Annotated in this window: 20 protein-coding genes; 12 read left to right on the forward strand and 8 right to left on the reverse strand. The window is 61.3% G+C overall.

Annotation, left to right across the window (positions count from 1 at the left end):
• The first annotated feature begins 98 nt into the window (after window positions 1–98).
• Genes JMV54_RS00070 through JMV54_RS00080 form a run of 3 tightly spaced genes read left to right on the forward strand, consistent with a single transcriptional unit; the run spans window position 99 to window position 3781 of the window.
• On the forward strand, window positions 99–1757 hold the full coding sequence (locus tag JMV54_RS00070; protein ID WP_201516861.1) for an RNA polymerase sigma factor: 1659 nt from the start codon (window positions 99–101) through the stop codon (window positions 1755–1757).
• Between the two features lie 32 nt (window positions 1758–1789).
• Window positions 1790–3046, forward strand: coding sequence for a diaminobutyrate--2-oxoglutarate transaminase (gene ectB / locus JMV54_RS00075; protein ID WP_201516862.1), 1257 nt, complete (start codon window positions 1790–1792; stop codon window positions 3044–3046).
• A gap of 18 nt (window positions 3047–3064) precedes the next feature.
• Window positions 3065–3781: a coenzyme F420-0:L-glutamate ligase gene (locus JMV54_RS00080; RefSeq protein WP_230972531.1), complete on the forward strand. Its 717-nt coding sequence runs from the start codon at window positions 3065–3067 to the stop codon at window positions 3779–3781.
• A 90-nt stretch (window positions 3782–3871) separates the two neighbouring features.
• On the opposite strand, the gene JMV54_RS00085 is transcribed toward JMV54_RS00080, so the two are convergent.
• Window positions 3872–4879 (reverse strand): sugar-transfer associated ATP-grasp domain-containing protein, encoded by a 1008-nt coding sequence (locus tag JMV54_RS00085; protein WP_201516863.1) that lies wholly within the window; start codon window positions 4877–4879, stop codon window positions 3872–3874.
• 151 nt (window positions 4880–5030) lie between these two features.
• Between JMV54_RS00085 and JMV54_RS00090 the strand changes: the two genes are divergently transcribed.
• Window positions 5031–7118, forward strand: a complete 2088-nt coding sequence (locus JMV54_RS00090; RefSeq protein WP_201516864.1) for a DNA gyrase/topoisomerase IV subunit B — start codon at window positions 5031–5033, stop codon at window positions 7116–7118.
• A 54-nt stretch (window positions 7119–7172) separates the two neighbouring features.
• The gene (locus JMV54_RS00095; RefSeq protein ID WP_201516865.1) at window positions 7173–7721 is read left to right on the forward strand and encodes a GNAT family N-acetyltransferase; all 549 of its coding nucleotides are present in this window, start codon (window positions 7173–7175) and stop codon (window positions 7719–7721) included.
• A 76-nt stretch (window positions 7722–7797) separates the two neighbouring features.
• On the opposite strand, the gene JMV54_RS00100 is transcribed toward JMV54_RS00095, so the two are convergent.
• The 4 genes from JMV54_RS00100 to JMV54_RS00115 form a co-directional block, all read right to left on the reverse strand.
• Entirely contained in the window at window positions 7798–8580 is a 783-nt protein-coding gene (locus tag JMV54_RS00100) for an amino acid ABC transporter ATP-binding protein (protein WP_276529507.1), read from the reverse strand.
• Window positions 8577–9566, reverse strand: a complete 990-nt coding sequence (locus tag JMV54_RS00105) for an amino acid ABC transporter permease (RefSeq protein WP_201516866.1) — start codon at window positions 9564–9566, stop codon at window positions 8577–8579. The genes JMV54_RS00100 and JMV54_RS00105 overlap by 4 nt, the downstream gene beginning before the upstream one ends.
• Window positions 9553–10482, reverse strand: coding sequence for an ABC transporter substrate-binding protein (locus JMV54_RS00110; protein WP_230972734.1), 930 nt, complete (start codon window positions 10480–10482; stop codon window positions 9553–9555). Before JMV54_RS00110 ends, JMV54_RS00105 begins: the two co-directional genes overlap by 14 nt.
• Window positions 10483–10768: 286 nt before the next feature.
• Window positions 10769–13246, reverse strand: a complete 2478-nt coding sequence (locus JMV54_RS00115) for a DNA gyrase/topoisomerase IV subunit A (RefSeq protein ID WP_201516867.1) — start codon at window positions 13244–13246, stop codon at window positions 10769–10771.
• A 57-nt stretch (window positions 13247–13303) separates the two neighbouring features.
• Between JMV54_RS00115 and JMV54_RS00120 the strand changes: the two genes are divergently transcribed.
• Window positions 13304–14437, forward strand: a complete 1134-nt coding sequence (locus JMV54_RS00120) for an alkaline phosphatase family protein (protein ID WP_230972735.1) — start codon at window positions 13304–13306, stop codon at window positions 14435–14437.
• Between the two features lie 51 nt (window positions 14438–14488).
• On the opposite strand, the gene sepH is transcribed toward JMV54_RS00120, so the two are convergent.
• A complete protein-coding gene (gene sepH, locus JMV54_RS00125; protein ID WP_201516868.1) occupies window positions 14489–15685 on the reverse strand; it encodes a septation protein SepH in 1197 nt (398 codons plus the stop codon).
• A 246-nt stretch (window positions 15686–15931) separates the two neighbouring features.
• On the opposite strand from sepH, the gene JMV54_RS00130 reads away from it, so the two are divergent.
• Window positions 15932–16228 carry a DUF4193 domain-containing protein gene (locus tag JMV54_RS00130; protein ID WP_201516869.1) on the forward strand — a complete coding sequence of 99 codons (297 nt, stop codon included), beginning with the start codon at window positions 15932–15934 and terminating at the stop codon, window positions 16226–16228.
• Window positions 16229–16276: 48 nt separating this feature from the next.
• Here the strand turns inward: JMV54_RS00130 and JMV54_RS00135 are convergent, their stop codons facing one another.
• Complete coding sequence (locus tag JMV54_RS00135) at window positions 16277–16732, reverse strand: DUF3093 domain-containing protein (protein ID WP_201516870.1); 456 nt, start codon at window positions 16730–16732, stop codon at window positions 16277–16279.
• 91 nt (window positions 16733–16823) lie between these two features.
• On the opposite strand from JMV54_RS00135, the gene dut reads away from it, so the two are divergent.
• From dut to dxs, 5 genes are all read left to right on the forward strand, one after another.
• Window positions 16824–17279, forward strand: a complete 456-nt coding sequence (dut, locus tag JMV54_RS00140) for a dUTP diphosphatase (RefSeq protein ID WP_201516871.1) — start codon at window positions 16824–16826, stop codon at window positions 17277–17279.
• 32 nt (window positions 17280–17311) lie between these two features.
• A complete protein-coding gene (locus JMV54_RS00145) occupies window positions 17312–18121 on the forward strand; it encodes a DUF3710 domain-containing protein (protein WP_201516872.1) in 810 nt (269 codons plus the stop codon).
• A complete protein-coding gene (locus JMV54_RS00150; RefSeq protein WP_201516873.1) occupies window positions 18121–18921 on the forward strand; it encodes a DUF3159 domain-containing protein in 801 nt (266 codons plus the stop codon). Before JMV54_RS00145 ends, JMV54_RS00150 begins: the two co-directional genes overlap by 1 nt.
• 43 nt (window positions 18922–18964) lie before the next feature.
• On the forward strand, window positions 18965–21673 hold the full coding sequence (acnA, locus tag JMV54_RS00155; protein ID WP_230972530.1) for an aconitate hydratase AcnA: 2709 nt from the start codon (window positions 18965–18967) through the stop codon (window positions 21671–21673).
• A gap of 150 nt (window positions 21674–21823) precedes the next feature.
• Window positions 21824–23815: a 1-deoxy-D-xylulose-5-phosphate synthase gene (gene dxs / locus JMV54_RS00160; RefSeq protein WP_201516874.1), complete on the forward strand. Its 1992-nt coding sequence runs from the start codon at window positions 21824–21826 to the stop codon at window positions 23813–23815.
• A 73-nt stretch (window positions 23816–23888) separates the two neighbouring features.
• On the opposite strand, the gene JMV54_RS00165 is transcribed toward dxs, so the two are convergent.
• Complete coding sequence (locus JMV54_RS00165; protein WP_201516875.1) at window positions 23889–26051, reverse strand: 3-hydroxyacyl-CoA dehydrogenase NAD-binding domain-containing protein; 2163 nt, start codon at window positions 26049–26051, stop codon at window positions 23889–23891.
• Between the last annotated feature and the right edge of the window lie 3 nt (window positions 26052–26054).

Genomic DNA, 26054 nt, shown 5'->3' on the forward strand with positions numbered 1-26054 from the left:
GCGGTGGCACACTGTAGTATCGATTGCCTAACCCGGTCAATCGTTTCGTGCGACTTGACTTGGGGTTTCATTTTGCCTGCGGTGAGAGGGGATACAACATGGCCAGCGCATCCAAGCAGGTCGCTTCGTACACCGAGACTGAACTTTCAAACAAGCGCGTGGTTGAACTGCGCGAAATCGCTAAGGACGCCGGCGTCGCCGGTGCCTCCGGGATGCGGAAGGCCGACCTGGTTGCCGCCATTGTTGCGAATGCTGGTGGGGCTGGCGAAACCGCCACAGCGGACAGCAAGCCCGCAGCGAAAAAGAAGTCGGCGGCAACGGCAACGAAGCCAAAGTCGGCCGCTAGCGCGTCGAAAGCGAAACAGCCCGCCGAAGATGCGGGGGATGGGTTTACCGAGGCGCAGCTGCGCGGCAAGGTGGTCGCCGAGCTGCGCAAAATTGCCAAGGAAGCCGGTGTCGACGGCATCAGCTCGATGCGCAAAGCCGAGCTGATCGAGGCGATTATCGCGGCCGACGGTTCGGCAACCGAGGTGGCAGAAAAAACCCCCGCCCGCAAGCGCGCAGCAAGCAAGTCGACGGCAAAATCGAGCAAGTCTACGGTCGAAAATGAAGTGATCGACCTCGATGAAGATCACGAGGTCGATGAGGCCGATATGGAAGAGTCGGCCGACGTCGAAGACGATGCCGAAGCTGACGATGACCCCGATCTGGGCGAGCGCGACGAAAAGTCGGAAGATCCCGAAGAGGATGTTGCCAAGGCAGAAACGGCGGTCCGTGCCGCCGGTGCTTTGGTGTTGAGCAATAAGGACGACGACGACCAGCCCGTCTACTCGACGGCCATCACCGGCGCCACCGCCGACCCGGTGAAGGACTACCTCAAGCAGATCGGTAAGGTGCCGCTGCTGAACGCGGCCGAAGAGGTCGATCTGGCCATGCGAATCGAGGCGGGGCTGTACGCCGAAGACAAACTGCTGCGCGAACAGGGGCTCGACCCGAAATATGTGCGTGAACTCAAGTGGATTGTGCGTGACGGTCGCCGTGCCAAGAGCCACCTGCTGGGTGCCAACCTGCGTCTGGTCGTTTCGCTCGCCAAGCGCTACACCGGGCGCGGGATGCAGTTCCTCGACCTGATCCAGGAGGGGAACCTCGGTCTTATTCGCGCGGTCGAAAAATTTGACTACACCAAGGGCTTTAAGTTTTCGACCTACGCCACCTGGTGGATTCGTCAGGCAATCACCCGCGCCATGGCAGACCAAGCGCGCACTATCCGCATCCCCGTACACATGGTTGAGGTCATCAACAAACTCGCCCGCGTGCAGCGGCAGATGTTGCAAGACCTGGGCCGCGAACCCACGCCGGAAGAGCTCGCACACGAGCTTGATATGACACCCGAAAAGGTTGTCGAGGTGCAGAAGTACGGTCGTGAACCGATTTCGCTGCACACTCCGTTGGGCGAGGATGGCGACTCGGAGTTTGGTGACCTGATCGAAGATACCGAGGCCGTGGTGCCCGCCGACGCGGTGAGCTTCACGATGCTGCAACGTCAGCTCGAGTCGCTGCTTGACTCGCTCTCGGAGCGCGAGGCCGGAGTGATCCGGATGCGTTTTGGTATCGGTGACGGTATGCCCAAAACCCTCGACCAGATCGGTGAAACTTTCGGCGTCACCCGTGAGCGCATCCGACAAATCGAATCAAAGACGATGGCAAAACTGCGCCACCCCTCTCGCTCGCAGTCGCTGCGCGACTACCTGGAGTAGCATTTTTGCTTCGAGCATAGGAAGGACCCCACATGAACCTGTCGGTTTTCGACCAGACTGAATCAGAAGTTCGTAGCTACATTCGCTCGTTCCCCACGGTGTTCACCACCGCGAAGGGATCGAAGCTCACTGACGAGGATGGACGGGAGTACATCGACTTCTTCTGTGGGGCCGGCGCGGTCAACTACGGTCACAACGACCCGGACATCCAGGAAGCGGTAATCGAGTTTTTGCGCAGCGACCAGCTGCAGCACGCGCTCGATATGGCCACCACCAGCAAGCGCCACTTCCTCGAGCTGTTCCGTGATCGCATCCTGGCACCGCGCGGTCTCGACTACCGCGTGCAGTTCACCGGTCCGACCGGCGCCAACACTGTTGAGGCCGCGCTCAAGCTGGCGCGGATGGCAACCGGTCGCACCGGCGTGGTCGCCTTCACGCACGGCTATCACGGCCTGTCGCTCGGTGCGTTGGCCGCCACCGCAAACCAGTGGTTCCGGCAGGCTGCCGGCACGACCCTGAACGATGTCACCTTCCACCCGTACGACGGCTACTACGGCGACCAGATCGACACCGTAGCGCTGCTGCGCAAGCACATCGAAGACCCCTCGAGCGGGCTCGATCTGCCGGCCGCGATCATCGTCGAGACGGTGCAGGGCGAGGGCGGCGTGAACGTGGCGAGCGCGCAGTGGCTGCGCGATCTGCGTGCGCTGTGTGATGAGTACGGCATCGTGCTCATCTGCGATGAAATCCAGATCGGCATTGGCCGCTCGGGCAAATTCTTTGGTTTTGAAGAGTCGGGCATCGTACCCGATATGGTCACCCTGTCGAAGTCGCTTTCGGGCTACGGCTTCCCGATGTCACTCCTGCTGATCAAACCCGAGCTCGACAAATGGCAGCCGGCAATGCACACCGGCACTTTCCGTGGTAACTCGATTGCGTTCGTCGGTGCTGCCAAGTCAATTGAAAAATTCTGGAGCGACGACCAGCTCGAAAACACTATTGCCGAGCGCTCGGATGCAGTGGTGACGACGCTCAACGAGATCGCCGAGCAGTATCCCGGCGAATTTTCGGTGCGGGGTCGTGGGCTCCTGCAGGGTCTCGTCTGCGAAAAAGACCGCGAGCTTGCCGGTCGCATCTCGCGGGCCGCGTTCGAGCGCGGCCTGGTTGTCGAGACCGCGGGCGCCTATGACGAGGTCGTCAAGATCATGCCGACACTCAACGGCGATATGGAAACCCTTAAGGCCGGTCTCAGCATCCTGCGCGACGCGGTTGCGGCTGCCCGCGGCTAGGGGAGAGGTAGCAGGGCTGTGACAGAACAACTGCAGGCAAACGAGGGCAAGGCTCTCACCAATACGGCCGACGGCGTGGCTTACGACCGGCTGCCGATCAAAACCCACGTGGTTATGCCCGATGACGACCTCCGTCAGGTCGTGCGCACCTACGCGGCTCCCGTGGTGCAGGATGGCGACATTTTGTTTGTCACCGAAAAAATTGTGGCAATCACGCAGGGCCGCTCGATGCTGCTTGAAGAGATCAAGCCCCGGCGACTGGCTACCGTGCTATCAAAGTATGTGACTCGCACCCCGCACGGCATCGGACTCGGAATGCCCGAGACCATGGAGATGGCGCTGCGCGAATGCGGAACACCGCGCATCCTGCTGGCCGCGGCGGTGTCGGTGGTGTCGAAAAAACTCCTGCGCCGGTCGGGCGATTTTTATCGTGTCGCCGGTGAAAAGGCTCGCGCGATTGACGGCCCCACCGAGGGCACAATCCCGCCCTACGACCGCTCGGTGGTGCTTGGCCCCGCACAACCCAACCGGGTTGCCACCGATCTGAAAGTGTTGCTCGGCAACCGGGTGGAGGTGCTGATCGTCGACATCAACGACATCGGCGGCAATATTCTCGGTTCGACGCTCGATCATAAGCGCAACGAGCACTGGGCTCGGGTGCTCGCCGATAACCCGCTCGGGCAGGGCACCCAGTCGACTCCGATGGGAATCATCCGCCCGCGAAACGACAAATAGCCAGAGTCTCGCAACAGATTGGGCGTGCGACTACCGTGTTCGGTGTCGCACGCCCAATGCGTTGCGCGGCCTGCTTTGTCGCTGCGGCAGCTAGTGCCCGATCGCGGCGCGATACACCGGCAGCAAACCGCGTCGCAGCCCCGAAACAGAGGGCTTGGCCTGGAATACGCCGGTGTTGTAGTTCCCCTCGATCAGAACCGGCCGATCGGGGGCGATCGCCACATCCCAGCCCACATAGGGCACCTCGGGGATGCGCTGTGCCGCAGCCTTGACCGCCTCGATGGCCTCGGCAAAAAGCGGCACCTCAAAACCAACGATCGGCACACCGGTCAGCGGATGGATACCGTGGGTGTCGTTGGCATCATCGAATGCCGGGTAGAGCGCAGTACCCTCGGGCGAGAGCATCGTGTACATACCGCCGCCCGAAAAATTATCGACGTCGCCACCGGCCCCGATGCGCAGTGCCCGGCACAGGATGTGCACTCGATTGCCATCGTTATAGCTGGCGATGCGCATGGTGTTGACACTCGACGAATTGAGTTCGGCCATACGCGGATGCTGCCGCAAAAATTCCTCAACCAGGAACTGGCGGTTACGCATCCGTTCAGCGCGAAAAGCGGCGACATCCGTGACGTCGGCGGTGCGGATGCGTTCGATCCCCTTGCCTCCCAGTGAATCGGGAACCTTCACCATCACATCCGTGAACCGATTGAGGAATGCCGCGAGTTCATCCTCGTCTGTTTCGCGCACGTCGAGCCACTCGCGTCCGATCACATCGCTAAAGCGCACGTTAAAACGCGACTTATCACTGAGGTCACGGTTGGCAGGCTTATCGGTGTTGAGCTGCAGGGCATAGCGGTTCGACATCGGATGCGTGATGTAGGTGCGGCGCTCGGCACGCGACAGAATCGCAAAGTCCCAGTCTTGGAAGTCTTGGAAGGCGCAATCGTAGCGAGCGGCCGACCAGAGCATGTCGCAGAACACATTCAGCCGCGGCTTGCGGAACTGGTGGCCGATAGCGCCGGCCATCTGCCACACCCGTGGCAGATTCGCGGCCCTGGCACGCTCAAGAAAATACGAAAAACGCAGATTTGCCACGGGCGAAGCTCACTTTTCAATCGGGGTCGTTGGCTGGCGACAATTCTAGCGATTGGTTTATCGAAGGCCGGTGCGCCTGAGGGGGTATTGCGAGGAACGGCAATAGATTTTTGCTGTATCTATTCGCTCTCACACCGCTACCGGAGGCGCATTGGCCAACGACTACTCAGCCGCACAGCTGCAGGTGCTCGACGGACTCGAGGCGGTGCGGAAGCGGCCGGGTATGTATATCGGCTCGACCGATTCGCGCGGCCTGATGCACTGCCTTTGGGAAATCATCGACAACGCCGTCGATGAGGCACTGGGCGGCTACGGCGACGAAATTTTGGTGCGGCTCAATCCCGATGGCTCGGTTGAGGTGCACGACCGCGGACGCGGTATTCCCACCGATATTGAGCCGCGCACCGGCATGACCGGTGTGCAGGTGGTGTACACAAAACTGCACGCCGGCGGCAAATTTGGCGGCGGTAACTATGGCGCGGCAGGTGGCCTGCACGGTGTGGGCGCCTCGGTGGTGAACGCGCTCTCGGCGCGGCTCGACGTTGAAGTTGACCGCGGCGGGGTAACCCACGCGATGAGCTTTCGCCGCGGCGTGGCCGGCGAATTTGCCGACGGCAAGGCCGAACCAACACCCGATGCCAAGTTCACCGAGCATCCCGGATCAGCGTCACTGCGCCAACTCGGCAAGGTGAAACGCGGTGTCACCGGCACCCGCGTGCGCTACTGGGCTGATCCGCAGGTGTTCGTACAGGACGCCGAATTTGACCTCGAAAAGCTGCAGGAACGCGCTCGACAGACCGCGTTTTTGGTGCCCGGGCTGGCAATCACCATTGATGACCGGCGCGATCCCGACGAACCCGAGGTCGAAACCTACCGCTACGAGGGCGGTATTTCAGAGTTTGTCGAATATCTGGCACCGGATGCATCCGTCACCGAAACCTGGCGCATTCAGGGGTCGGGGGAGTACGTCGAAACTGTGCCGGTGCTCGATGAAGCCTCGGGACATATGGTTTCGCGCGAGGTTGATCGCGAGATGCACGTTGATGTGGCCCTGCGTTGGGGTATCGGCTACGAAACCACACAGCGCAGCTTTGTGAACATCATCGCAACCCCCAAGGGCGGAACCCACCTGGCGGGTTTTGAACAGGCCCTCGTCAAAGTGGTGCGAGATGAGATCACAAAAAATGCGCGTCGCCTCAAGGTTGGTAACGACAAACTTGAAAAGGATGATGTGCTCGCCGGGCTGACCGCCGTGGTGACCGTGCGCATCCCCGAACCGCAATTTGAGGGCCAAACCAAAGAGGTGCTCGGAACCCCGCAGGCGCGGCAAATCGTGTCGAAGGCGGTTACGGCGGGGCTGAAAGAGCGGTTTGGGTCGACAAAGCGGCAGGACAAAACCGAAACTTCGATGCTGCTCGAAAAAGTCGTCACCGAGATGAAAAGCCGCATTTCGGCGCGCGCTCACAAAGAGACGCAGCGTCGCAAAAACGCGCTCGAAAACTCGTCACTCCCGGCGAAACTCGTTGACTGCCGCTCAAACGATGTGGAACGCAGCGAGCTGTTCATCGTCGAGGGTGACTCGGCGCTCGGCACCGCAAAACCGGCACGCGACAGCGAAGTGCAGGCACTTTTCCCGATCCGCGGCAAAATTTTGAATGTGCAGAAAGCATCGCTTGCCGACATGCTGAAGAACGCCGAATGCGCCAACATCATTCAGGTGATTGGTGCCGGTTCGGGACGCACCTTCGATCTCGATCAGGCCCGGTATGGCAAGGTCATCATCATGTCGGATGCGGACGTCGACGGTGCGCATATTCGAACCCTGCTGCTGACCCTGTTTTTCCGCTATATGCGTCCGATGCTCGAAGCCGGTCGGGTCTATTCGGCCGTTCCACCGCTGCACCGGGTCGTGGTGGTGCATCCCGGTAAAAAACCAAACGAAACCATCTACACCTATAGCGAACAGGAACTGCAGCAGCTACTGGCGAAACTCGAGCGCACCGGTCGCCGATACCAGGAGCCGATTCAGCGCTACAAGGGTCTCGGTGAGATGGATGAAGACCAGCTGTGGGACACCACTATGAACCCCGAACACCGACTGTTGCGGCGGATGACGATGAAGGATGCGGCCGAGGCCGAAACGGTGTTTGAGCTGCTGATGGGCAACGAAGTGGCCCCGCGCAAAGAATTCATCATCGCCGGCGCCGACGAAGTTGTACCCGAACTCATCGACACCTAGGCTGCACATCGGTGCGGGCTTGCGGTTCGCTCGGCACTTGGCTAACGTCATCGGGTGCTAATTCGAGAAGCGAATGCGGCGGATGTGTCCGAGATCGTGGCGATTCTGAACGCCGATACCCTTACGAACCCATCAAGTTGGCGCATCGAACCCGAAACCGAAGCGGATCGCGAAGGTTGGCTTGAGTCGCGTCGCGCCACCGGACATCCGGTGCTGGTGGCAGAAGAGGATGGCCGCGTGCTCGGTTTCGCCTCGTGCGGTCCGTTCCGGCCGTTTGATGCCTGGGCGGGTGTGGTCGAGCACTCGATTTACCTGCACCGGGATGCGCAGGGCCTGGGCCTGGGCAAGCAGCTGCTCCCCGCGCTCATGCACGCCATCGCGGATGCCGGATTCACCCATGTGGCGGCGGTGATTGACAGCGCGAACGAGCCGAGCCTGCGACTGCACCGCAACTTTGGGTTTGAAGATATCGGCCGGATGAACGGGGTGGGGAAGAAGCCCTCGGGTATCCTCGACGCTGATTTTTTGCTCTACGATCTCAAAAAACTCGACCGCGACCGGGTGGAACGCGACGAGTGCGGTGAAGGCGAGTCTGAGCAGTAGCGACGGCGGCGGAAAACGCCACGGGGCGGTGTCGCAATGGCGACACCGCCCCGTTTTGTCGAGCGCTAAATGACACCTAGAGCACACGGCGCAGGAAGGCGCGGGTGCGCTCACGCTGGGGGTTCGTGAGCACCTCCTTGGGGTCGCCTTCCTCGACGACCACGCCCGAGGCCATGAACACCAGGTGGTCACCCACATCGCGGGCAAACGCCATCTCGTGCGTGACCACGACCATGGTCATACCGTCTTCGGCGAGCTGCTTCATTACCTGCAGCACCTCGTCTACCAGCTCGGGGTCGAGCGCTGAAGTGGGCTCGTCGAAGAGCATCAGCTTCGGCTTCATCGCCAGCGCACGCGCGATCGCCACGCGCTGCTGCTGACCACCCGAGAGATGGGCAGGATACGACTTAGCCTTGTGCTCGAGACCAACCTGACGCAGCAGTGCGTGGGCCTCATCGATGGCCTGCTTGCGCGGCACCTTTTTCACCCGCGTCGGAGCCTCGATGATGTTTTCGAGCACCGTCATATGCGGGAAGAGATTGAACCGCTGGAACACCATGCCGATATCGGCACGCTGCTGAGCAACTTCGTGGGGTGCGAGCTCGTAGAGCTTGTCACCGCGCTGCCGGTAACCCATCAGCTCATCTTCGACCCACATCCGGCCGCCGTCGATTGTTTCGAGGTGGTTGATGCAGCGCAGGAAGGTCGACTTACCCGAGCCCGAAGGCCCAACCAGGCACAGCACCTGACCGCGTTCCACGGTCAGCGAAATGTCTTTCAGCACCGTGTTCGAACCAAACCGTTTCACGATGTGTTCGGCACGCACCATTGGCGTGGCTGCGGTAGCGTTCGTGCTCATGCGCCGTCTCCCTTCGGTGCGGTGGTGTTGGTGTTAGTCGGGTCTTCAGCGGTGCCAACAGCACCGGTGGCGAGCTGCTCGGCCGTGCGGTTGTCGGGGCGCTGCTTCTCGGGCGCGATGCCGCGGGCGAAGTGGGCCTCGAGGTAGTGCTGGCCAACCATCAGGATGCTCGTCACTGCCAGGTACCAGATGCTCGCCACGATCAGCAGCGGCACCGGTGCGTACAGCTCGGCCGAAATTTCGCGCGAACGCGCATAGAGGTCGAGCGTGTAGCCAAGCGCGGTGACCAGCGACGTGGTCTTGAGCATCGAGATCAGCTCATTGCCGGTGGGCGGAATGATGACGCGCATCGACTGCGGGATCACGATCCGCAGCATGGTGTGCCGCCAGGTCATACCGAGTGCCTTCGCAGCCTCTTCCTGGCCGCGATCGACCGAGAGGATACCCGAGCGGATAATCTCCGCCATATAGGCCGCCTCGTTAAACGCGAGACCCAGCACGGCGAGCCAGAACAGGCTGAACCCTTCGAAAGGTGAGAACGTGAACAGCTCGACATCGGTGAAGGGGACGCCGACGGTCACGGTCTTATAGATCGTGCCGAGCAGTCCCCAGAACACCAGCTGCACGTACACCGGGGTGCCGCGGAACAACCACAGGAAAAGCCACGACAGCGACTTCAACACCGGGTTATCGCTCAGCCGCATGACCGCCAAGACCAGACCCATGATTACGGCCAGCACCATCGACAGGACGGTAAGCGCGAGGGTGACTCCCGCAGCCTGCCAGATGCGCACATCAAACAGGTACTGCCCGACAAGCGGCCAGCGGTACTGCTCACGGGTGGCGGCGTCGTAGATGAACAACGCCAACACCAAAAGCAGGATTACGGCGAGAACATTTCTCCAGGGGTGGCGCAGCGGCACCGCGGTGATGGGCTCACCCGCAACCACCGCGGTGTCGTTGCCAGTAGTTTTATTCAGTGACACTGTTTACCTTTGCTTCGGTGAAGGCACCGTCTTCAACGCCCCACTTTTCGAGGATCTTGGTGTAGGTGCCGTCGTCCATGAGCTCCTGCATCGCCACCCGAACTGCCTCGGTCATCTCCGAGTCTTTGGCGAGCACGAGGCCGTAGGGCGCTGCATCGAACACGTCACCCTCAAGAGCCACCGAATCACCGGCAACCTTCACACTGTTCTGGGCGATGGGTGAGTCGGCGAGCATGTAGGGAGTGTTGCCGAGCACCACATCGTTGGTGGCCTCGTCCTGGCCATCCTTCTTCAGGATTTGGATGGGCTCCTTGCCCTCCTTGGTGCATTCCTCGCTCGCCGCCTTGAGGTAGTCGTCCGAGGTGGTCGTAGCCTGAGCGCCGATGGTGAGACCGCACAGCGACTCGGGCAGCGGGTCTTCGTCGGCACCGCGCACAAACTGCAGGCCGGCACTGTAGAAGTCGACGAAGTCAACCGACTTCTGACGCTCAAGGGTGTCGCTGAAGCTCGACGAACCCATGTTGAGGGTGCCACCGGTTACCTGGGGAATGATCTGGTCAAAACCGAGCTTTGACCACTCGACCTTCAGATCGAGCTTGGCGGCCACTGCCTCAACCAGTTCGACCTCCCAGCCGACAGGCTGTCCGTCAGCGCCGGCGTACTGGTTGGGGGCATAGGTAGCGTCGGTGCCAACCTTCAGCACACCGCTCGAGCGGACATCGTCGGGGACGAGTGCCGAGGCGGTTTCCGACTTCGAGACTTCAATCTTGGCTTCCTGTGAAGCTCCAGCGCCCTCACCGCTGCTGGCGGCTTCGTTGTTCACGCAGCCGGTGAGCAGCAGCGACGCACCGGCGGCTGCAGCCACCAGCGACATCAGGCGACGGACGGGACGCGTTTTTTGGGTTGGTTGCATCATTGCAACTCCTTCGTCGTGTTCGCGGGAACTCAGATGGTTGAGCATCGAAGTGACACTCGGCCATAGCGATGGGCGACAGCTTCGGTGCCGTCTTTCATCGCATAACTGACATATTGCCACGTTTTTCGCACTTGTGTATGCGATTCACAAAGAGAGTTTGCGAAAAACTCGAAAACTACCTCGCCAGGTGGTGAAATGCTGCGAGATTCGATACTGGCCTGACACTCTGTGACTGTTGGTGAGCAGTTTTATAGCAGATTGGAAAGCTTGGTGCGGCCGAGCGCGGTCAGTCCTGGTTGTCTCCCATTGCACCGCCGAGCCAACCTACCGCGCCCTCCAGCGGCATCCCCGAGCCGTCGCGACGACCGAGTTCCTCGGGCAGCTTCCGAATGGCGCCGTCGCGCGCATTTGCCAGTGGCGGTTCGCCACCGGTCCAGGCAAGCGCCAGCTCAGATTCGCCGGTGAGAAAACGCTGTGCCCGAACGCCGCCGGTCGCGCGGCCCTTCGGCGGGAAGTCTTCGAGCGCGCTGACCTTTGCTGTGCCATAGGCATCCGTTTCAAAGAGCCCATCGTCGTCGGACACTGGCGCAGCAACGGTAACCACCCGCGCCCGTTCGGCCGCATCGGCAACGATCACACCGAAGGCAAGCACGCGCGCGCCCGGGGCGAGTTTAATTCCTGCCATACCGCCCGCAGTGATTCCCTGCGGGCGCACCAGCGATGCGGAATAGCGCAGCAGCTGTGCGTTTGAGGTGATGAACACCAGCTGGGCATCGTCGCCGGCTCGCGCAGCGCCAACAACCTCATCGCCCGGTTTGAGCGTGATCACCGGCAGATCGGTGTGCTTGCCCCAATCAGCAGGATTGACGCGCTTTACGACACCGTTTTTAGTGCCCAGCGCGAGAGGAGTTTCACTGCCGAGGGCAACCAACCCCACCACGCGCTCACCGCGGTCGCTAATTCCGAAATAGTCGCGTGCATTCACACCCGCCGACATGATGGTGGATGCGGCCGGGGCGACCGGTAGTGATGAAGCCACCATCTTGTAGACGCGACCAGCGCTGGTCACCGCAGCAATTTCATCCAATGATGCGCACGAAACCTGCGCCAAGATGGCGTCATGTTTTGAGCGTCGTTTCGGCGCCGGGAAGAGGTCATTATCGCCGAGGTCGACGCGCAAAATCTTGCCCGAAGTCGATAGCAACACGCGGGTGGGTTCATTTTTCACCTGCAACGCCTCGGCACTCACGGCCTTTTTCGAGCGCGGCGAGGCAGCCACCGCATCCTCGCTGAGCAGCACCGTGCGGCGCGGGGTTGTAAATTGATCGGCCACCGATTCGAGCTCGCGTGACACCTGGGCGTGCAATAGCTGCCGATCAGCCAGCAGCGCTTCGAGTTCGGCGATTTCGCGTGCCAGCTGATCGCGCTCGGCCTCAAGTTCAATGCGCGAAAACTTGGTGAGTCGACGCAACCGCAGCTCGAGGATGTATTCAGCCTGGGCATCCGAAAGATCAAAAACGAGCTTGAGTCGCTCACTCGCCTGTGGCGCATCGTCCGATGAGCGGATGATCTGGATCACCTCGTCAATATCGACAATGGCGATCAGCAGGCCCTCCACCAGGTGGAGCCGCTCACGACGGCGATTGAGACGGAACTGGCTGCGACGACGCACCACATCAACACGGTGGTCGAGATACACCCGGAGCAGCTCGATCAGCCCGAGCGTGCGCGGTCCGCCGTCCACGAGTGCGACATTGTTGATGTGAAACGAGTCTTCCAGCGGCGTGTGCCGGTAAAGCTGCTCGAGCACGGCCTCGGGTGCAAAACCGGTTTTTACCTCAATCACCAGGCGCAGGCCGTGGTCGCGTCCGGTGAGATCGTCAACGTTCGAAATGCCGGCGAGCTTTTTTGACTGCACGCCCTGCTTGATTTTTTCGATGACCTTCTCGGGGCCGACGCCGTAGGGGAGTTCGGTGATGACGATGCCGCGCCGGCGTGCCGTGATCTGTTCAATGCTGGCGGTGGCCCGCATTTTGAACGATCCGCGACCGGTTTCGTACGCATCCCGAATGCCGTCCAGGCCGACAATCTGGGCGCCGCCGGGAAGGTCGGGGCCGGGCAAAAACTCCATCAGCTCGTCGAGTGTGGCGTCGGGCACCTCAAGCAGGTGCCGAGCCGCAGCCACCACCTCACCGAAATTGTGCGGCGCCATATTGGTCGCCATCCCCACCGCAATACCGCTGGCACCATTGACGAGCAAGCTCGGCCATGCCGATGGCAATACCGAGGGCTGTTGCAGCGAGTTGTCGTAGTTCGGCACAAAGTCGACGACATCTTCATCGAGCGATTCGGTGAGCGCCAGGGCGGCCGCGGTGAGGCGCGCCTCGGTATAGCGAGCTGCTGCCGGGCCGTCATCGAGCGAACCGAAGTTGCCGTGACCGTCCACCAGCGGCACGCGCTGCACGAACGGTTGCGCCAGCCGCACGAGCGCGTCGTAGATGGCGCTATCACCGTGCGGGTGAAGTTTACCCATCACATCGCCGACCACACGGGCCGATTTCACGTGACCGCGATCGGGACGCAGTCCCATTTCGGTCATCTGATAGAGGATGCGCCGCTGCACGGGCTTGAGGCCGTCGCGGGCGTCGGGGAGGGCGCGCGAATAAATAACCGAGTAGGAATATTCGAGAAATGAGCTGCGCATCTCGGCCGAGACATCGACATCGTCAATCCGGCTCTCGAATGTGGCAAGGCTCTTACTCATGTACTACGAATCCTCGATTGCTGAAACGGGCCCGCGGGCTGTGGGAGACTAGCCCGAGTGAACTCCATCGTATTGACCAGCGCGGAATCTCGGCCCGCACTCGCCGCGGTGATGCCGAATTGTCTGTCAGCGATCCGCGGTGAGACCGATTCGCTGGGGCTGCCGGCGGTACGTGGTGTGATCGTGATGCTCGTGGACGGGCTCGGCGTGGCCCCGCTGATGGCCCGATCCGGGCACGCTCGACGATTGCTATCGGGATGGGATGCGGACGCGACGGCCTTTTCGTTTCCATCCACAACCGCTGCCGGAATCACCCAGCTCACCACCGCGCGCGCCGCTGGTGAACACGGCATGGTCGGCTACGAGGTGTGGGATCGGACCTGCGGCGTATTGCGCAATCAGCTCAGCGGCTGGGGGCCGGGGATGGAGCCAGCCAGCTGGCAGCTTCGCCCCACGGTGTTCGAACAGCTGCGTGGCAGTGGGGTGCGCCCGACGGTGATTTCAGTGGCCGAGTATGCCGACTCGGGGCTGACAAATGCGTCGCTTCGTGGCGCCCGATTTATTGCGGGTGACTCGATGCGGGAGCGTTGCGAGCTTGCTGCGCGCGTGTGTCGCGCAGCTGGCAACCACCTCGTGTATCTCTATCACGCCGAACTCGATCAGGCGGGACACCGCTACGGATGCGGTAGCGACGCCTGGATTGAGCAGCTGGAAGAACTTGACGCGGCCTTCGCGCAGCTGCTCAACGAGCTGCCGGACGATATCGGGGTGCTGGTCACGGCCGACCACGGCATGGTTGATATTCCAAAAGAGAACTATCGTGAGTTCAACACCGATCTGCTCGACGACGTGGCAGCTATTGCGGGCGAACCGCGACTGCGCCACCTCTACCTCAGTGACCCATCACCCCGGGCGGGTCTTGAGTTCTCCCGGCGGATTGCCGACGAAGAGGCAGGGCAAGCAGTGGTGTGCACTCGTGCCGAGGCGATCGCCGCGGGATGGTTCGGTGCCGATATTGATCCGCGTGCCGAAGCGCGAATCGGGGATGTGCTCGTTGCCGCGACCGCTGAGCTGACCTATCACGCTCCCGGCACCCCCGAATCAAAACGGCGGATGATCGGGCAGCACGGATCAATCACGGATGCCGAAACGCTCGTACCGCTGCTGCGGCACGGTGCCTTTGCCGGCTAGAACGCCTTTTGCTAACCGCAACTGGCAGGCGGCTGTTGTGTTCGGACCCGGTTAATCGTCGCTGCGGGTGCCGAAAACGATTTCGTCCCAGGATGGCATCTGAGGGCGGCCCGAACGGCCGCGTCGACCGAGGGATCCGGTGTCGTAGCTGAGCCTGTTGGTTTCTGAGCCGCTACGAGATTCGTTGGTGCCGTCAGTCGATTCCCGAGCTGCGCGCGAGGCGCCGCGGCTGGCCTCCGAGTCTTCGTCGGCGGCATCGTCCGAAGTATCAGGATCGTGCGAAGCAGTGTCCGCGCTCGATTCCTCGGGCGCAGAATCCGCATCCAGTTCGGTGTCTTCATCCAGGCCCGCGAGCGGAATATCGACCGCGCGGGTGGTGTTGGTGCCGGCCGCCCGGAATGGGGTGACCGTAGCTTCCCGCTCGGGCTCATGCGCTGCTGAAAAATCGTCGACGAAGTTTTCATCAAACTCATCGTCAACGTATTCCGCCTCTTCGTCATACGGGTCGCTGGCGCGTTCGCCGCGGCGGCGACGCAGCGCATCGAGTAGATCGGCAGTGTCGAACTGGGTGTTGTGGCGCTGTGCCGCAGCGTCGGTGCTATCGGCTGATTCATCGGTAGATGCCAGTGGAATCACCGCGCTACCGTGGTCGACGGCACGCAAATGCGGTGCCGAAACGTGTGCCGCGCCATCCTGCTGAGACAGGTTGGTTGCCGCCGGTGAGAGCGGGTCGAGTGACTGGCTTTTGGGGTCGAACGCCCACAGTGCATTGCGCTCAACCTCATCGGTGGTGAAATCAATGCCGATGTGCCAGCCCGATTCGGGGTCTTTCCAAGCATCCCAGCGCACGTTTTCGGCACCAAGCTGCTCGAGTCGCTCGTTAATGGCGGAGCCAAAGGTTGCGCCCTCGCCGGCAAGCGGGTCGATCGATTGCTGCAGGCGCACCGGCACCGCGCGGGCTTGCTCTACGAGATAACCGCGTTCAGCGAGAATCGGCCCCTCGAAGCGCTCAACGATTTCTTGATCGGCGCCGGTCTGGTTGACCACCTCTCGCACGGTGCGGCCAGCCCGGATGAGCTGCTGGATCAGTCGTGGAGGCACCGTCTTGGTCTCGGTCGAGCGATGTGCGGGCTGCGGCCGAAGCGCATTGCGCAGCGCATCATCGATGACGAGCTGGAAACGTTCGCCCTCAGCGTTGGTTGCAATAACGGCGCCCTGCTCGACGCCCACAAAACGGAGCTCTTGCACTGTGCCTCCCGGTTCTCAAGCCGTAGCCATACGGATGCCAATGCAGTGATGTTCTCGCCTCTCAAGCGCGGTGCGGTGACATGACCACAGCGCGCCGAAAAATCGTGGCGGAATCGGGTTGAAGTGCTACTTGAGAGTTTCGCGCTCGACGCGCCGCGAGTCAGCACTTGCGCAATGGTGTAGGTTCGTGCAAAATAGCGCGCCGACGGGGAAATGATTTCCCGGGTAACCGAAATTTGGATGGTAATGGCAACCGACTACGACGCGCCCCGAAAAGGCGAAGAAGATAACGACTCGATCGAGGCTCTCAAAGAGCGAGTGCCGCAGTCGAGCTCTCATAACGTTGACATCGACCAGGGCGATGGCGTGCACGGCTTCGACCTCTCCGACGCCGATCTCTCGGACGTCGAGCTGGAGACGGTCGTAATTCCGCCGCAGGTGGATGAGTTCACCTGTATGGAATGTTTCCTGATCAAGCACCGCTCGCAGCTTTCGCCGCAGTCGACCGAGGGCAATCCGATCTGCAACGACTGCGCCTTCTAACGAGGCCTGTAGCCCAAGTATTTTTCGCGCGGTTGTGGCTGTCAGTGGCTAGCGCTGCTGTACGGCCGCAGCCGCGCGTTTGAGTTCGCGCTGCAGCTCGACAGGGCGGCGAGTGGAGAACAACCAGTAGGGCACGGGGTCGAGCGGGTCGCTGATTTCAACCCGTACCGATAGCGGAGCCCAACCCCGCAGGCAGGTCCAGGCGCGCGCATCCAATTCTGGACCGGCGGCCATGCGGGCGCGATCACGGTCGGCGTAGGCTGTCACGTCACCGATGTGGCGAAGCGGCACCCGTGCCGAGCCGACGCGCAGGGTTGTCGAATCGATTTCGATAACTGGCGATGACAGCCACAGCATGAGACAGATCCCCAGATAGCAGGCGACTGCCAGGATGATCCCGACCGTGGCATTGATCGGCCAAAAGACGATGAGTACGGCCGGGATCACCATCGCGCTCACCAAGAAGGCGAAGATGGTCGGGGTTACTCGTTCTCGAAATCGCACACTTCCATTGTGGGCGGATGCATCCGTGCAGATGCTGAATGACAGTCACCACTCGTGCCGCCTCGGGATGCAGACACGGTAACCTCGAGCTATGACCGAATCATTCGATATCCCCTTTACCGGGACGCAGCCAGTTCAGGCGCATCCGGGCGATGCCGGTGCGGATCTGGTCTCGGCGATTTCACTGACGCTCGCGCCGGGGGAGCGCGCACTGGTGCCCACGGGTACGAGTGTTGCGCTGCCGGATGGCACGGTCGGTTTGGTGGCCCCGCGCTCGGGGTTGGCGGCCAAACACGGCATCACCATCGTGAATGCTCCGGGGATCATTGATTCCGGCTACCGTGGCGAGCTCAAGGTGTGTTTGCTCAACACCGACCACCGCGAGGCATATGAGATCGCAGCCGGCGACCGCATCGCCCAGCTGCTAGTGCTGCCCATTCCGCAAATCACGTATCGAGCGGTGACCGAGCTGCCAAGCGGTGAGCGTGGCGATGCTGGCTTTGGTTCGAGTGGATATGGCCAGCGCACCGTAACCGAGGCCGAGTAGTTTGAAAACAGCAAATTTGCAGGAGAGGTTTCATGGGACTTTTTGATTTTTTCAAGCGTGAAGAGCCCAGGGCAAAGGCTGATCGCCTCGTCCTCGACGATGAGGAAGAACTCGAGGTCGAAGACGAACTCGAGGTCGAAGAAGGGCTGCGCGATAAAGAGGCACCCGAAGACCGCGAAGAGAACGGCCCTTTTGATGAGGCTGATGACCATGAGGCCGGCAACGTTATCGACTTCGGAGCGATTCGGATTCCGGTGGTAGAGGGGCTCGGGCTGCGGCTTGAAGTGCAGGAAAAAACCAAGCGTCTGGTCGCAATTGCACTGGATTATGGTGAATCGAGCGTGCAGGTGCAGGCATTTGCTACCCCGCGCTCGTCGGGACTTTGGGCTTCGGTGCGGGAACAGCTCGTCGAACAGCTCGCCAAACAGGGCGGCACGGCTGAAGAGCGTGAAACTGATCTCGGTACCGTGTTGCACGCCAAGGTTCCGGTGATTGCGGGCGGTAAGCCTGAGCGGCGAGTCGAGTTCATCGGCGTCGACGGTCCCCGCTGGTTTTTGCGCGGGGTCATTACCGGGCAGGCAACGGTCGATGACGAGGCTCGTGACAAGCTCTATGAGATCTTCCGCGGGCTAACGGTTGTGCGCGGTGCACATCCGGTGCCGCCGCGTGATCTGCTGCCGCTGCAGGTGCCCGAGGCGATGGCACAGCAGATGGCAGCGGCACAGGCTGCAGCACAGCAGCAGCAGGCAGCACCGCCCACTCCTGAGCAGCGCACGGCTCAGCTCGCACAGCAAAAAGTTCGGGAACAACTGCTCAAACAGCAGAACGGCGGCGAAAAATAGTGCCCACCGACCCGCAACCGCGCAACTCGGCAGATACGGCGTCAGGGTCGTCTACTGCCGAGTCGGTGGCGAAGTCAACGAGCACTGCGACTCGTGAGCAATTGCGCGACAAGCTCACCGACGCGGCCCGTAGCAGCGCAATTGGCAAGGCTGCGGACGGCGAGCTGAGCGGGAAGCAGGTGCTCGAAACATTTGGTGGCTGGTTCGGGATTGTCGAGGCCATCGTTCCGAGCCTGACATTCGTTTTGCTTTTCCGGTTTGTTGGTGAGCTGGGTGTGGCAGTTGCCGTACCGGCAGCGCTTGGGGTGCTGGCGATCATTGTGCGGCTGGTGATGAAACAGCCGGTCGGTGGTGCGGTTGCGGGGCTGTTCGGGATGGTCGTGAGCGGCCTTATCGCAGTCGCCACCGGTCAGGGGGTCGATTATTTTGTGCTCGGCCTTTGGATCAACGCCCTGTGGACTGTCGGACTTGCGGTTTCGATCGCTTTTGGTTGGCCGCTGATTGGTGTGGTGGTTGGGCTGCTGTGGCCCGAGCTCGCGCACTGGCGGCGATCGCGTCGGCAGCGACTGTGGATGCACGGGCTGACCATCATGTGGATGGGTGTGTTTGTCATCCGGTTGCTGGTGCAGGTACCGCTCTATCAGGCCGGAGCGGTTGAAGCGCTCGCTACTGCGCGCATCGTGATGGGTGTGCCGCTGTACGCGCTTGCCGTGATTCTCAGCGTCGTCCTGGCTCGACTGTGCGCCCGTCGTGCCGCCAAACCCAGCAAAACGTCATCAGCCAATATCAACACCCGATAAGATATCTTGATATCGAGATAAATCCGATCGAAGGAGTATCCGCATGAGTGCAGTGAACACCTTCGGTGCAAAAGACGTACTGAACGTCGACGGCACCGATTACGAGATCTATCGCATCGACAAGGTTGCCGGCCACGACAAGCTGCCCTTCAGCCTGAAGGTGCTGCTTGAAAACCTGCTGCGCACCGAGGACGGCGCGAACGTCACCGCAGAGCAGATCAAGGCTCTGGGTGCGTGGGATGCGTCGGCTGAGCCCAACACCGAGATTCAGTTCACTCCGGCTCGTGTGGTGATGCAGGACTTCACCGGCGTTCCCTGCATCGTCGACTTGGCCACCATGCGTGAAGCGGTTGCCGATCTGGGTGGTAACCCCGAGGCCATCAATCCGCTGGCTCCGGCAGAACTGGTCATCGACCACTCGGTGATCGCCGAGCTTTTCGGCAGCTCGGACGCGTTCGAGCGCAACGTCGAAATCGAGTACCAGCGCAATGGCGAGCGCTACCAGTTCTTGCGCTGGGGTCAGACCGCCTTCGATGACTTCAAGGTCGTTCCTCCGGGCACCGGTATCGTGCACCAGGTCAACATTGAGTACCTGGCGCGCGTTACCTTCGTGCGCGAGCAGGATGGTGTCAAGCAGGCGTATCCCGACACCCTCGTGGGTACCGACTCGCACACCACCATGGTGAACGGTCTGGGTGTGCTCGGTTGGGGTGTCGGCGGTATCGAAGCCGAGGCCGCCATGCTTGGCCAGCCGGTTTCGATGCTCATTCCAAAGGTTGTGGGCTTCAAGCTCAACGGCACGATTCCCTCGGGTGTGACCGCCACCGACGTGGTGCTCACCATCACCGATATGCTGCGCCAGCACGGCGTGGTCGGCAAATTTGTTGAGTTCTACGGTGAGGGTGTCGCCCAGGTACCGCTCGCCAACCGCGCGACCATCGGTAACATGTCGCCCGAGTTCGGCTCGACCGCGGCAATGTTCCCCATCGACGACGAGACGCTCAACTATCTGCGTTTCACCGGCCGCGACGAAGCCCAGGTGCGCCTGGTCGAGGCCTACGCCAAGGAACAGGGACTGTGGCACAACCCGGCCAATGAGCCCAACTACTCGGAATACCTCGAACTCGATCTGTCGACCGTGGTGCCCTCGATCGCCGGTCCTTCGCGCCCGCAAGACCGCATCCTGCTCAGTGAGGCCAAGGATGTGTTCCGCGAGACGCTGCCGAAGTTCACCGATGACGACAAGGTTGACGGCATCCCTTCGCGACCCGTTTCGGTGAACAATGATGACGACACCTTCGTGCTCGACCACGGTCACGTCGGTATTGCCGCGATCACCTCGTGCACCAACACCTCGAACCCCTCGGTGATGATGGCCGCCGGTCTGCTCGCGCGCAACGCTGTCGAAAAGGGCCTGCAGCGCAAGCCCTGGGTAAAAACCACCCTCGCTCCCGGTTCGAAGGTCGTTACCGAGTACTACGAGAAGGCGGGGCTCACGAAGTACCTCGACCAGCTCGGCTTCTACCTTGTTGGCTACGGCTGCACCACCTGTATCGGTAACTCGGGGCCGCTCGACGCGCCGATTTCGGATGCGATCAACGAGAACGATCTCGCCATTACCGCGGTGCTTTCGGGTAACCGCAACTTTGAGGGTCGCATCAATCCCGACGTCAAGATGAACTACCTGGCTTCGCCGCCGCTGGTGGTCGCCTACGCGCTCGCCGGCACGATGGACTTCGATTTTGAAAACGAACCGCTCGGCCAGGATGGCGACGGTAACGACGTCTACCTGCGCGATATTTGGCCCGACGCTGCCGAGGTGCAGCAGACCATCGAATCGGCAATCGACACCGAAATGTACACCAGCGAATACGGGTCGGTGTTTGAGGGTGACGAGCGTTGGCGTTCGCTGCCAACCCCCACCGGTGCCACTTTTGAATGGGATGCGGAATCGACCTATGTGCGCAAGCCCCCGTATTTCGAGGGCATGGCACTCGAGCCCACTCCGGTCGCCGATATCGCCGGTGCCCGTGTGCTGGCCAAGCTCGGTGATTCAACCACCACCGACCACATTTCGCCCGCCGGTTCGATCAAGGCTGACTCGCCAGCCGGCCGCTATCTCGCCGAAAACGGTGTCGAGCGCAAGGACTTCAACTCGTACGGTTCGCGTCGCGGTAACCACGAGGTGATGATCCGCGGTACCTTCGGCAACATTCGGCTGAAAAACCTGCTGCTGGATGGTGTTGAGGGTGGCTACACTCGCGACTTCACCCAGGCCGGTGGCCCGCAGTCGTTCATTTACGACGCGGCTCAGAACTATGCCGCGCAGAACACCCCGCTGGTGGTGCTTGCCGGTAAGGAATACGGCACCGGTTCATCGCGTGACTGGGCTGCCAAGGGCACGCGCCTGCTCGGCGTCAAGGCCGTAATTACCGAGAGCTTTGAGCGTATTCACCGCTCGAACCTGATCGGCATGGGCGTTGTTCCGCTGCAGTTCCCCGAGGGGCAATCTGCGCAGTCGCTGGGCCTTGACGGCACCGAGGAGTTCGCGATTACCGGTCTCACGCAGCTCAATGAGGGCGTCACCCCGAAGACCGTGCACGTGGTGGCTACTCCCACCGCCGACTCGCCCGAGGGTAAAGAGCCGGTCGAGTTTGACGCGGTAGTGCGCATCGACACGCCGGGTGAGGCTGACTACTACCGTAACGGCGGCATCCTGCAGTACGTGCTGCGGTCGCTGGTACAGAAGTAGTCACACGGCTCTGAACCACACCACGCAGTGGGCGCAACCAGTCTGGTTGCGCCCACTGCGCTTAGAATGAACTCTTACCGTTCAGTGCTGCGGCATCGAGCAACTTGAGTTGCAGGGAAGCATATGGTCGAGCAGGAGGGAACAGGCGTCATGAGCGAATCGCTACTCGCGCGCATCCAAAGCCCGCGCGATCTGCGCGAACTCAACGCACAGCAGCTGCAACAACTCGCAGCCGAAATCCGTTCGTTCCTGGTCGAAAATGTGTCGCGCAGCGGTGGTCACCTCGGCCCCAACCTCGGCGTGGTCGAGCTAACACTGGCCATTCATCGGGTTTTTGACTCGCCAACTGACGCAATTATTTTTGACACCGGTCACCAGTCGTACGTGCACAAACTACTGACGGGACGACAAGATTTTTCAAAGCTGCGTGAGCGCGGTGGGCTGGCGGGATACCCACAGCGCGGCGAGTCGGAGCACGACATTGTCGAGTCATCACATGCGTCGAGCTCGCTGAGCTGGGCCGATGGTATTTCGCGGGCTTGGAAGGCGTCGGGGCAGGACGATCGCACCGTTGTTGCGGTGGTGGGTGACGGTGCGCTCACCGGCGGGATGACCTGGGAAGCGCTCAACAACATCACCGACGACAATGACCGTCGGCTCGTGATCGTGGTGAACGACAACGGTCGCTCGTATGCGCCGACAATCGGTGGTATCGCGCGCTTCCTCAACCGGGTGCGCACCGACCGGGTGTACACGAGTCTGCAATCAAAATCGAAAAACCTGTTTTCGCGGCTATTCGGTAAATTCGGTCGCGGTATTTTCCGTGCCACTCGCGGTGCGCTGCACGGATTCGCATCCCGGCTGGGGGACACCGGCGGCCTGTATTCCGACCTCGACATCAAATATCTCGGACCGGTTGACGGCCACGATCAAAAGGCGATGGAAGAAGCGCTGCGATTGGCGCGCGCCTACGGCAAACCGGTGATCGTGCACGCCATCACCGAAAAGGGCCACGGATACGAGCCCGCCCGCAACGATAAAAACGACCAGTTTCATGCGGTGGGGCAGATCGATCCGATCACCGGCGAACCGGTTTCAGAATCTTCGGGCCAGTCGTGGACGGGCGTATTCGGCGAAGAGATGGTCAAACTCGGCGCCGAACGTGATGACATCGTGGCAGTTACCGCGGCCATGCTGCGGCCGGTTGGACTCGCGCCCTTCGCAGAGGCGTACCCCGACCGCGTATTTGATGTGGGCATTGCCGAACAGCACGCGGTCACCTCGGCCGCCGGTATGGCGTTTGGCGGGCTTCACCCGGTGGTGGCGCTGTACGCAACATTCATGAACCGCGCCCTTGACCAGGTGCTGATGGATGTCGGTTTGCACCGGGCGGGCGTGACCTTTGCGCTCGACCGTGCCGGCGTGACCGGGCCGGACGGCCCCAGTCACCACGGCCTGTGGGACCTCTCACTGCTGCAGCTGGTGCCGGGCATCCGGATTGCCGCGCCGCGAGATGCCACCCGGCTGCGGGAAGAGCTGCGTGAAGCGGTCGCGATCGAAGATGCCCCAACCGTCGTGCGCTATTCGAAGGGCAAAGTTGGCGACGAGATGGAAGCCGAAATGCGGTTTGCCGACGGCGTCGATCTGCTTCGGCGCGGCAGCCGCCCGGATGTGCTGATCGTCGCAGTTGGCCCGATGGCGAAGCTCGCGCTGGCGGTTGCTGACCTGGTTGAAAAGCAGGGGATTGGGGTCACCGTTGTTGATCCCCGCTGGGTGGTTCCGGTGCTCGAGAGCGTGATCGCGCTCGCCCGCCACCATCGACTCGTGGTGTCGATTGAGGACGGCATTGTGGTTGGCGGCATCGGCACTCGCATCCGCCAAGACCTGCGTGCCGCCGAGGTTGAGGCCACGGTTACCGAACTCGGATTGCCCGATGAGTTCATCGATCACGCGAGCCGCGATGAAATTTTCGCGGATGCGGGTCTTACGCCCCGGCAAATTGCCATGAACATCGTGGCGCAAGTGCTCGGTTCGCGCGTGCCGCACGCGCGCCCCGAACCACCCGAAACCGAAACACAGGCAATTGAAACTGTGCTGCGGCAGCTCAGCTCAAGCGAGGCTTCGAGCGCACACGATAATTAATACGCGTACCACAGCAGCATAAAACGGGGCCGAGCTCGCAACTCTAGCGAACTCGGCCCCGTTGTGATGCCAACTAATTGGCAGCTTCGCGAGTTGCGGCACCGAGAATCTTTGGGGTGTGGAATGTGCCACCAAAGACGCGCTCGGATGCGCCAATCCGGTCGAGATAGGGGGTGAGCCCACCGTTGATGAGCGGGAACCCGGCCCCCAATATCAGGCAGAGGTCGAGATCTTCGGCGGCGGTGACCACCTGCTCATCGAGCATAATTTTCACCTCATCGGCGAGCGCATTCTGTGTGCGTTCGAGCAACTGCTCGGCGGTGAGTGGTTCGTTGCCCGCCGATCCCACTACCGCCTGCAGCTCGCGGGTGTAACCGGTGACATTGCCCTTGCCGTCACGCTTGAGCAGTTTCGCGTCACGGTCGGCTAGCTCATGCAAACTTGCCGAGTCGAAAAAGCGGTCGGGGAAGGGCTCGTGGTGCGATCGCAACACATGCGCCCCGACCTTCAGGCCGATCAGCTCGAGCAGCGTGAATGGCGACATGGGCAGCCCCATTGGTGCCAGCGCGGTATCGGCGATCTCGACACTGGTGCCGGTGTCGACCGCGTGCATCACCTCGCCGAGCATGCGCGCCAACACACGGTTGACAACGAACCCGGGGCGATCGCGAACAATGACGGCGTTCTTTTTCAGTTGCTTGGCCACAGCCATTGCGGTTGCCAGTGTTGCATCGCTGGTGGAGTCCACCTTCACCACCTCGATGAGCGGCATGACCGCAACGGGGTTAAAGAAGTGGAAACCGACAAGCCGCTCGGGATGCTTAAGCGCCGAACCAATTTCGGTCACCGAGAGTGACGAGGTGTTGGTGGCCACGATGGCGTCTTCGGGAATGATCTGTTCAAACTCGCGGAACACCTGTTGTTTTACGCTGAGTTCTTCGAACACCGCCTCGATCACCCAGTCGCAATCGGCAAATTGCTGGCGATCGGTGGTGCCGGTGACCAGGCCCTTCAGCCGAGCGTGGGTGTCGGCGTTGATACGGCCCTTGTCGAGCAGCTTGTCGATCTCGGCCTGCACTGAGGCCACGCCACGGTCGACCCGTTCTTGATCGAGGTCGGTCATCACCACCGGAACCTGCAGACGGCGCACGAATAGCAGCGCGAACTGGCTCGCCATCAGCCCGGCGCCGATCACCCCGACCTTGTTGACGGGGTGGGCGAGCTCACTATCGGGAGCACCCACAGGACGCTTCGCTCGTTTTTGCACCAGGTTGAAGCCGTACATCGAGGCCATGAACTGGTCGCTGGCCACTAGATCGCCCAGTGCCTGGTTTTCGAGTTCAAACCCGGCCTCGCGGTCGCCCTTTTTCACGGCGGCGAGAATTTCCAGCGCCCGGTAGGGTGCTCGCGGCACCTCACCGATTTTTTGTTCGAGCGACTTGCGGGCAATTTTGATGGCCGCATCCCATTTCATGGCCCGTTCGATTTTGCCGGGCTCGTTCGGCCGCTTGATCTTTTCACCATCAAGCACCGCAGTGATGAACTTGATCGAGTCTTCAATGAAGTTCACCGGGGCAATCATGCGATCGAACAAACCCAGCTCGTATGCCTGTTCGGCCTTCAGCATGCGGTTCATCTTGAGCGGGTTCTCGATGATTACCCGCAGTGCGTTTTCGATGCCGATCAGGTTTGGCGTGATGGTGGCACCACCCCAGCCGGGAACGAGGCCCAGATAGGTTTCGGGGAAGGCCACGGCAGGGCAGGATGCATCAATCACCCGATAGTCGCAGTGCAGCGCCACCTCGAGCCCGCCACCGAGCGCCATACCGTTCACGAGCGCGAAACTCGGCACACCCAGCTTGCTGAACAGCCCCAGCGCATCGTGGCCGAGCTCGGCCATCTGACGGGCAGCGACCGTGTCGGGGATCTGGTCGACCAGCGATAGATCAGCACCGGCTGCAAAGTTGAACCGCTTACCGGTGACCGCGACGGCGTGAATCTCGCCGTCCTGCGCGCGCTGTGCGAGTGAGGCGAGCAGCTCACCGAGCTGGGCGAGCGTATTCGGTCCGAGCGTGTTGGGACGCCGGTAGTCGAGGTTGTTATCGAGCGTGATGAGTGCCAGCGTGCGATCGCCGGCTAGCGGCACATCCCGCACCTTCGATTCGGTGATGACCTCGCTATCGGCAGCGTTGAGAATGGCCGAGTAGCGATTGCGATCAAAGAGTTGGTTCGTCATGTG

It is taken from the genome of Gulosibacter hominis, from assembly GCF_904842695.1.
Classification (GTDB): Bacteria; Actinomycetota; Actinomycetes; order Actinomycetales; family Microbacteriaceae; genus Gulosibacter; species Gulosibacter hominis.

Coding starts and splice junctions, on each gene's coding strand:
- JMV54_RS00070 (WP_201516861.1), top strand. CDS start 99: ATGGCCAGCGCATCCAAGCAGGTCGCTTCGTACACCGAGACTGAACTT.
- JMV54_RS00130 (WP_201516869.1), top strand. CDS start 15,932: ATGGCAACCGACTACGACGCGCCCCGAAAAGGCGAAGAAGATAACGAC.
- dxs (WP_201516874.1), top strand. CDS start 21,824: ATGAGCGAATCGCTACTCGCGCGCATCCAAAGCCCGCGCGATCTGCGC.
- ectB (WP_201516862.1), top strand. CDS start 1,790: ATGAACCTGTCGGTTTTCGACCAGACTGAATCAGAAGTTCGTAGCTAC.
- JMV54_RS00145 (WP_201516872.1), top strand. CDS start 17,312: ATGGGACTTTTTGATTTTTTCAAGCGTGAAGAGCCCAGGGCAAAGGCT.
- JMV54_RS00110 (WP_230972734.1), bottom strand. CDS start 10,482: ATGATGCAACCAACCCAAAAAACGCGTCCCGTCCGTCGCCTGATGTCG.
- JMV54_RS00165 (WP_201516875.1), bottom strand. CDS start 26,051: ATGACGAACCAACTCTTTGATCGCAATCGCTACTCGGCCATTCTCAAC.
- JMV54_RS00100 (WP_276529507.1), bottom strand. CDS start 8,580: ATGAGCACGAACGCTACCGCAGCCACGCCAATGGTGCGTGCCGAACAC.
- dut (WP_201516871.1), top strand. CDS start 16,824: ATGACCGAATCATTCGATATCCCCTTTACCGGGACGCAGCCAGTTCAG.
- JMV54_RS00115 (WP_201516867.1), bottom strand. CDS start 13,246: ATGAGTAAGAGCCTTGCCACATTCGAGAGCCGGATTGACGATGTCGAT.
- acnA (WP_230972530.1), top strand. CDS start 18,965: ATGAGTGCAGTGAACACCTTCGGTGCAAAAGACGTACTGAACGTCGAC.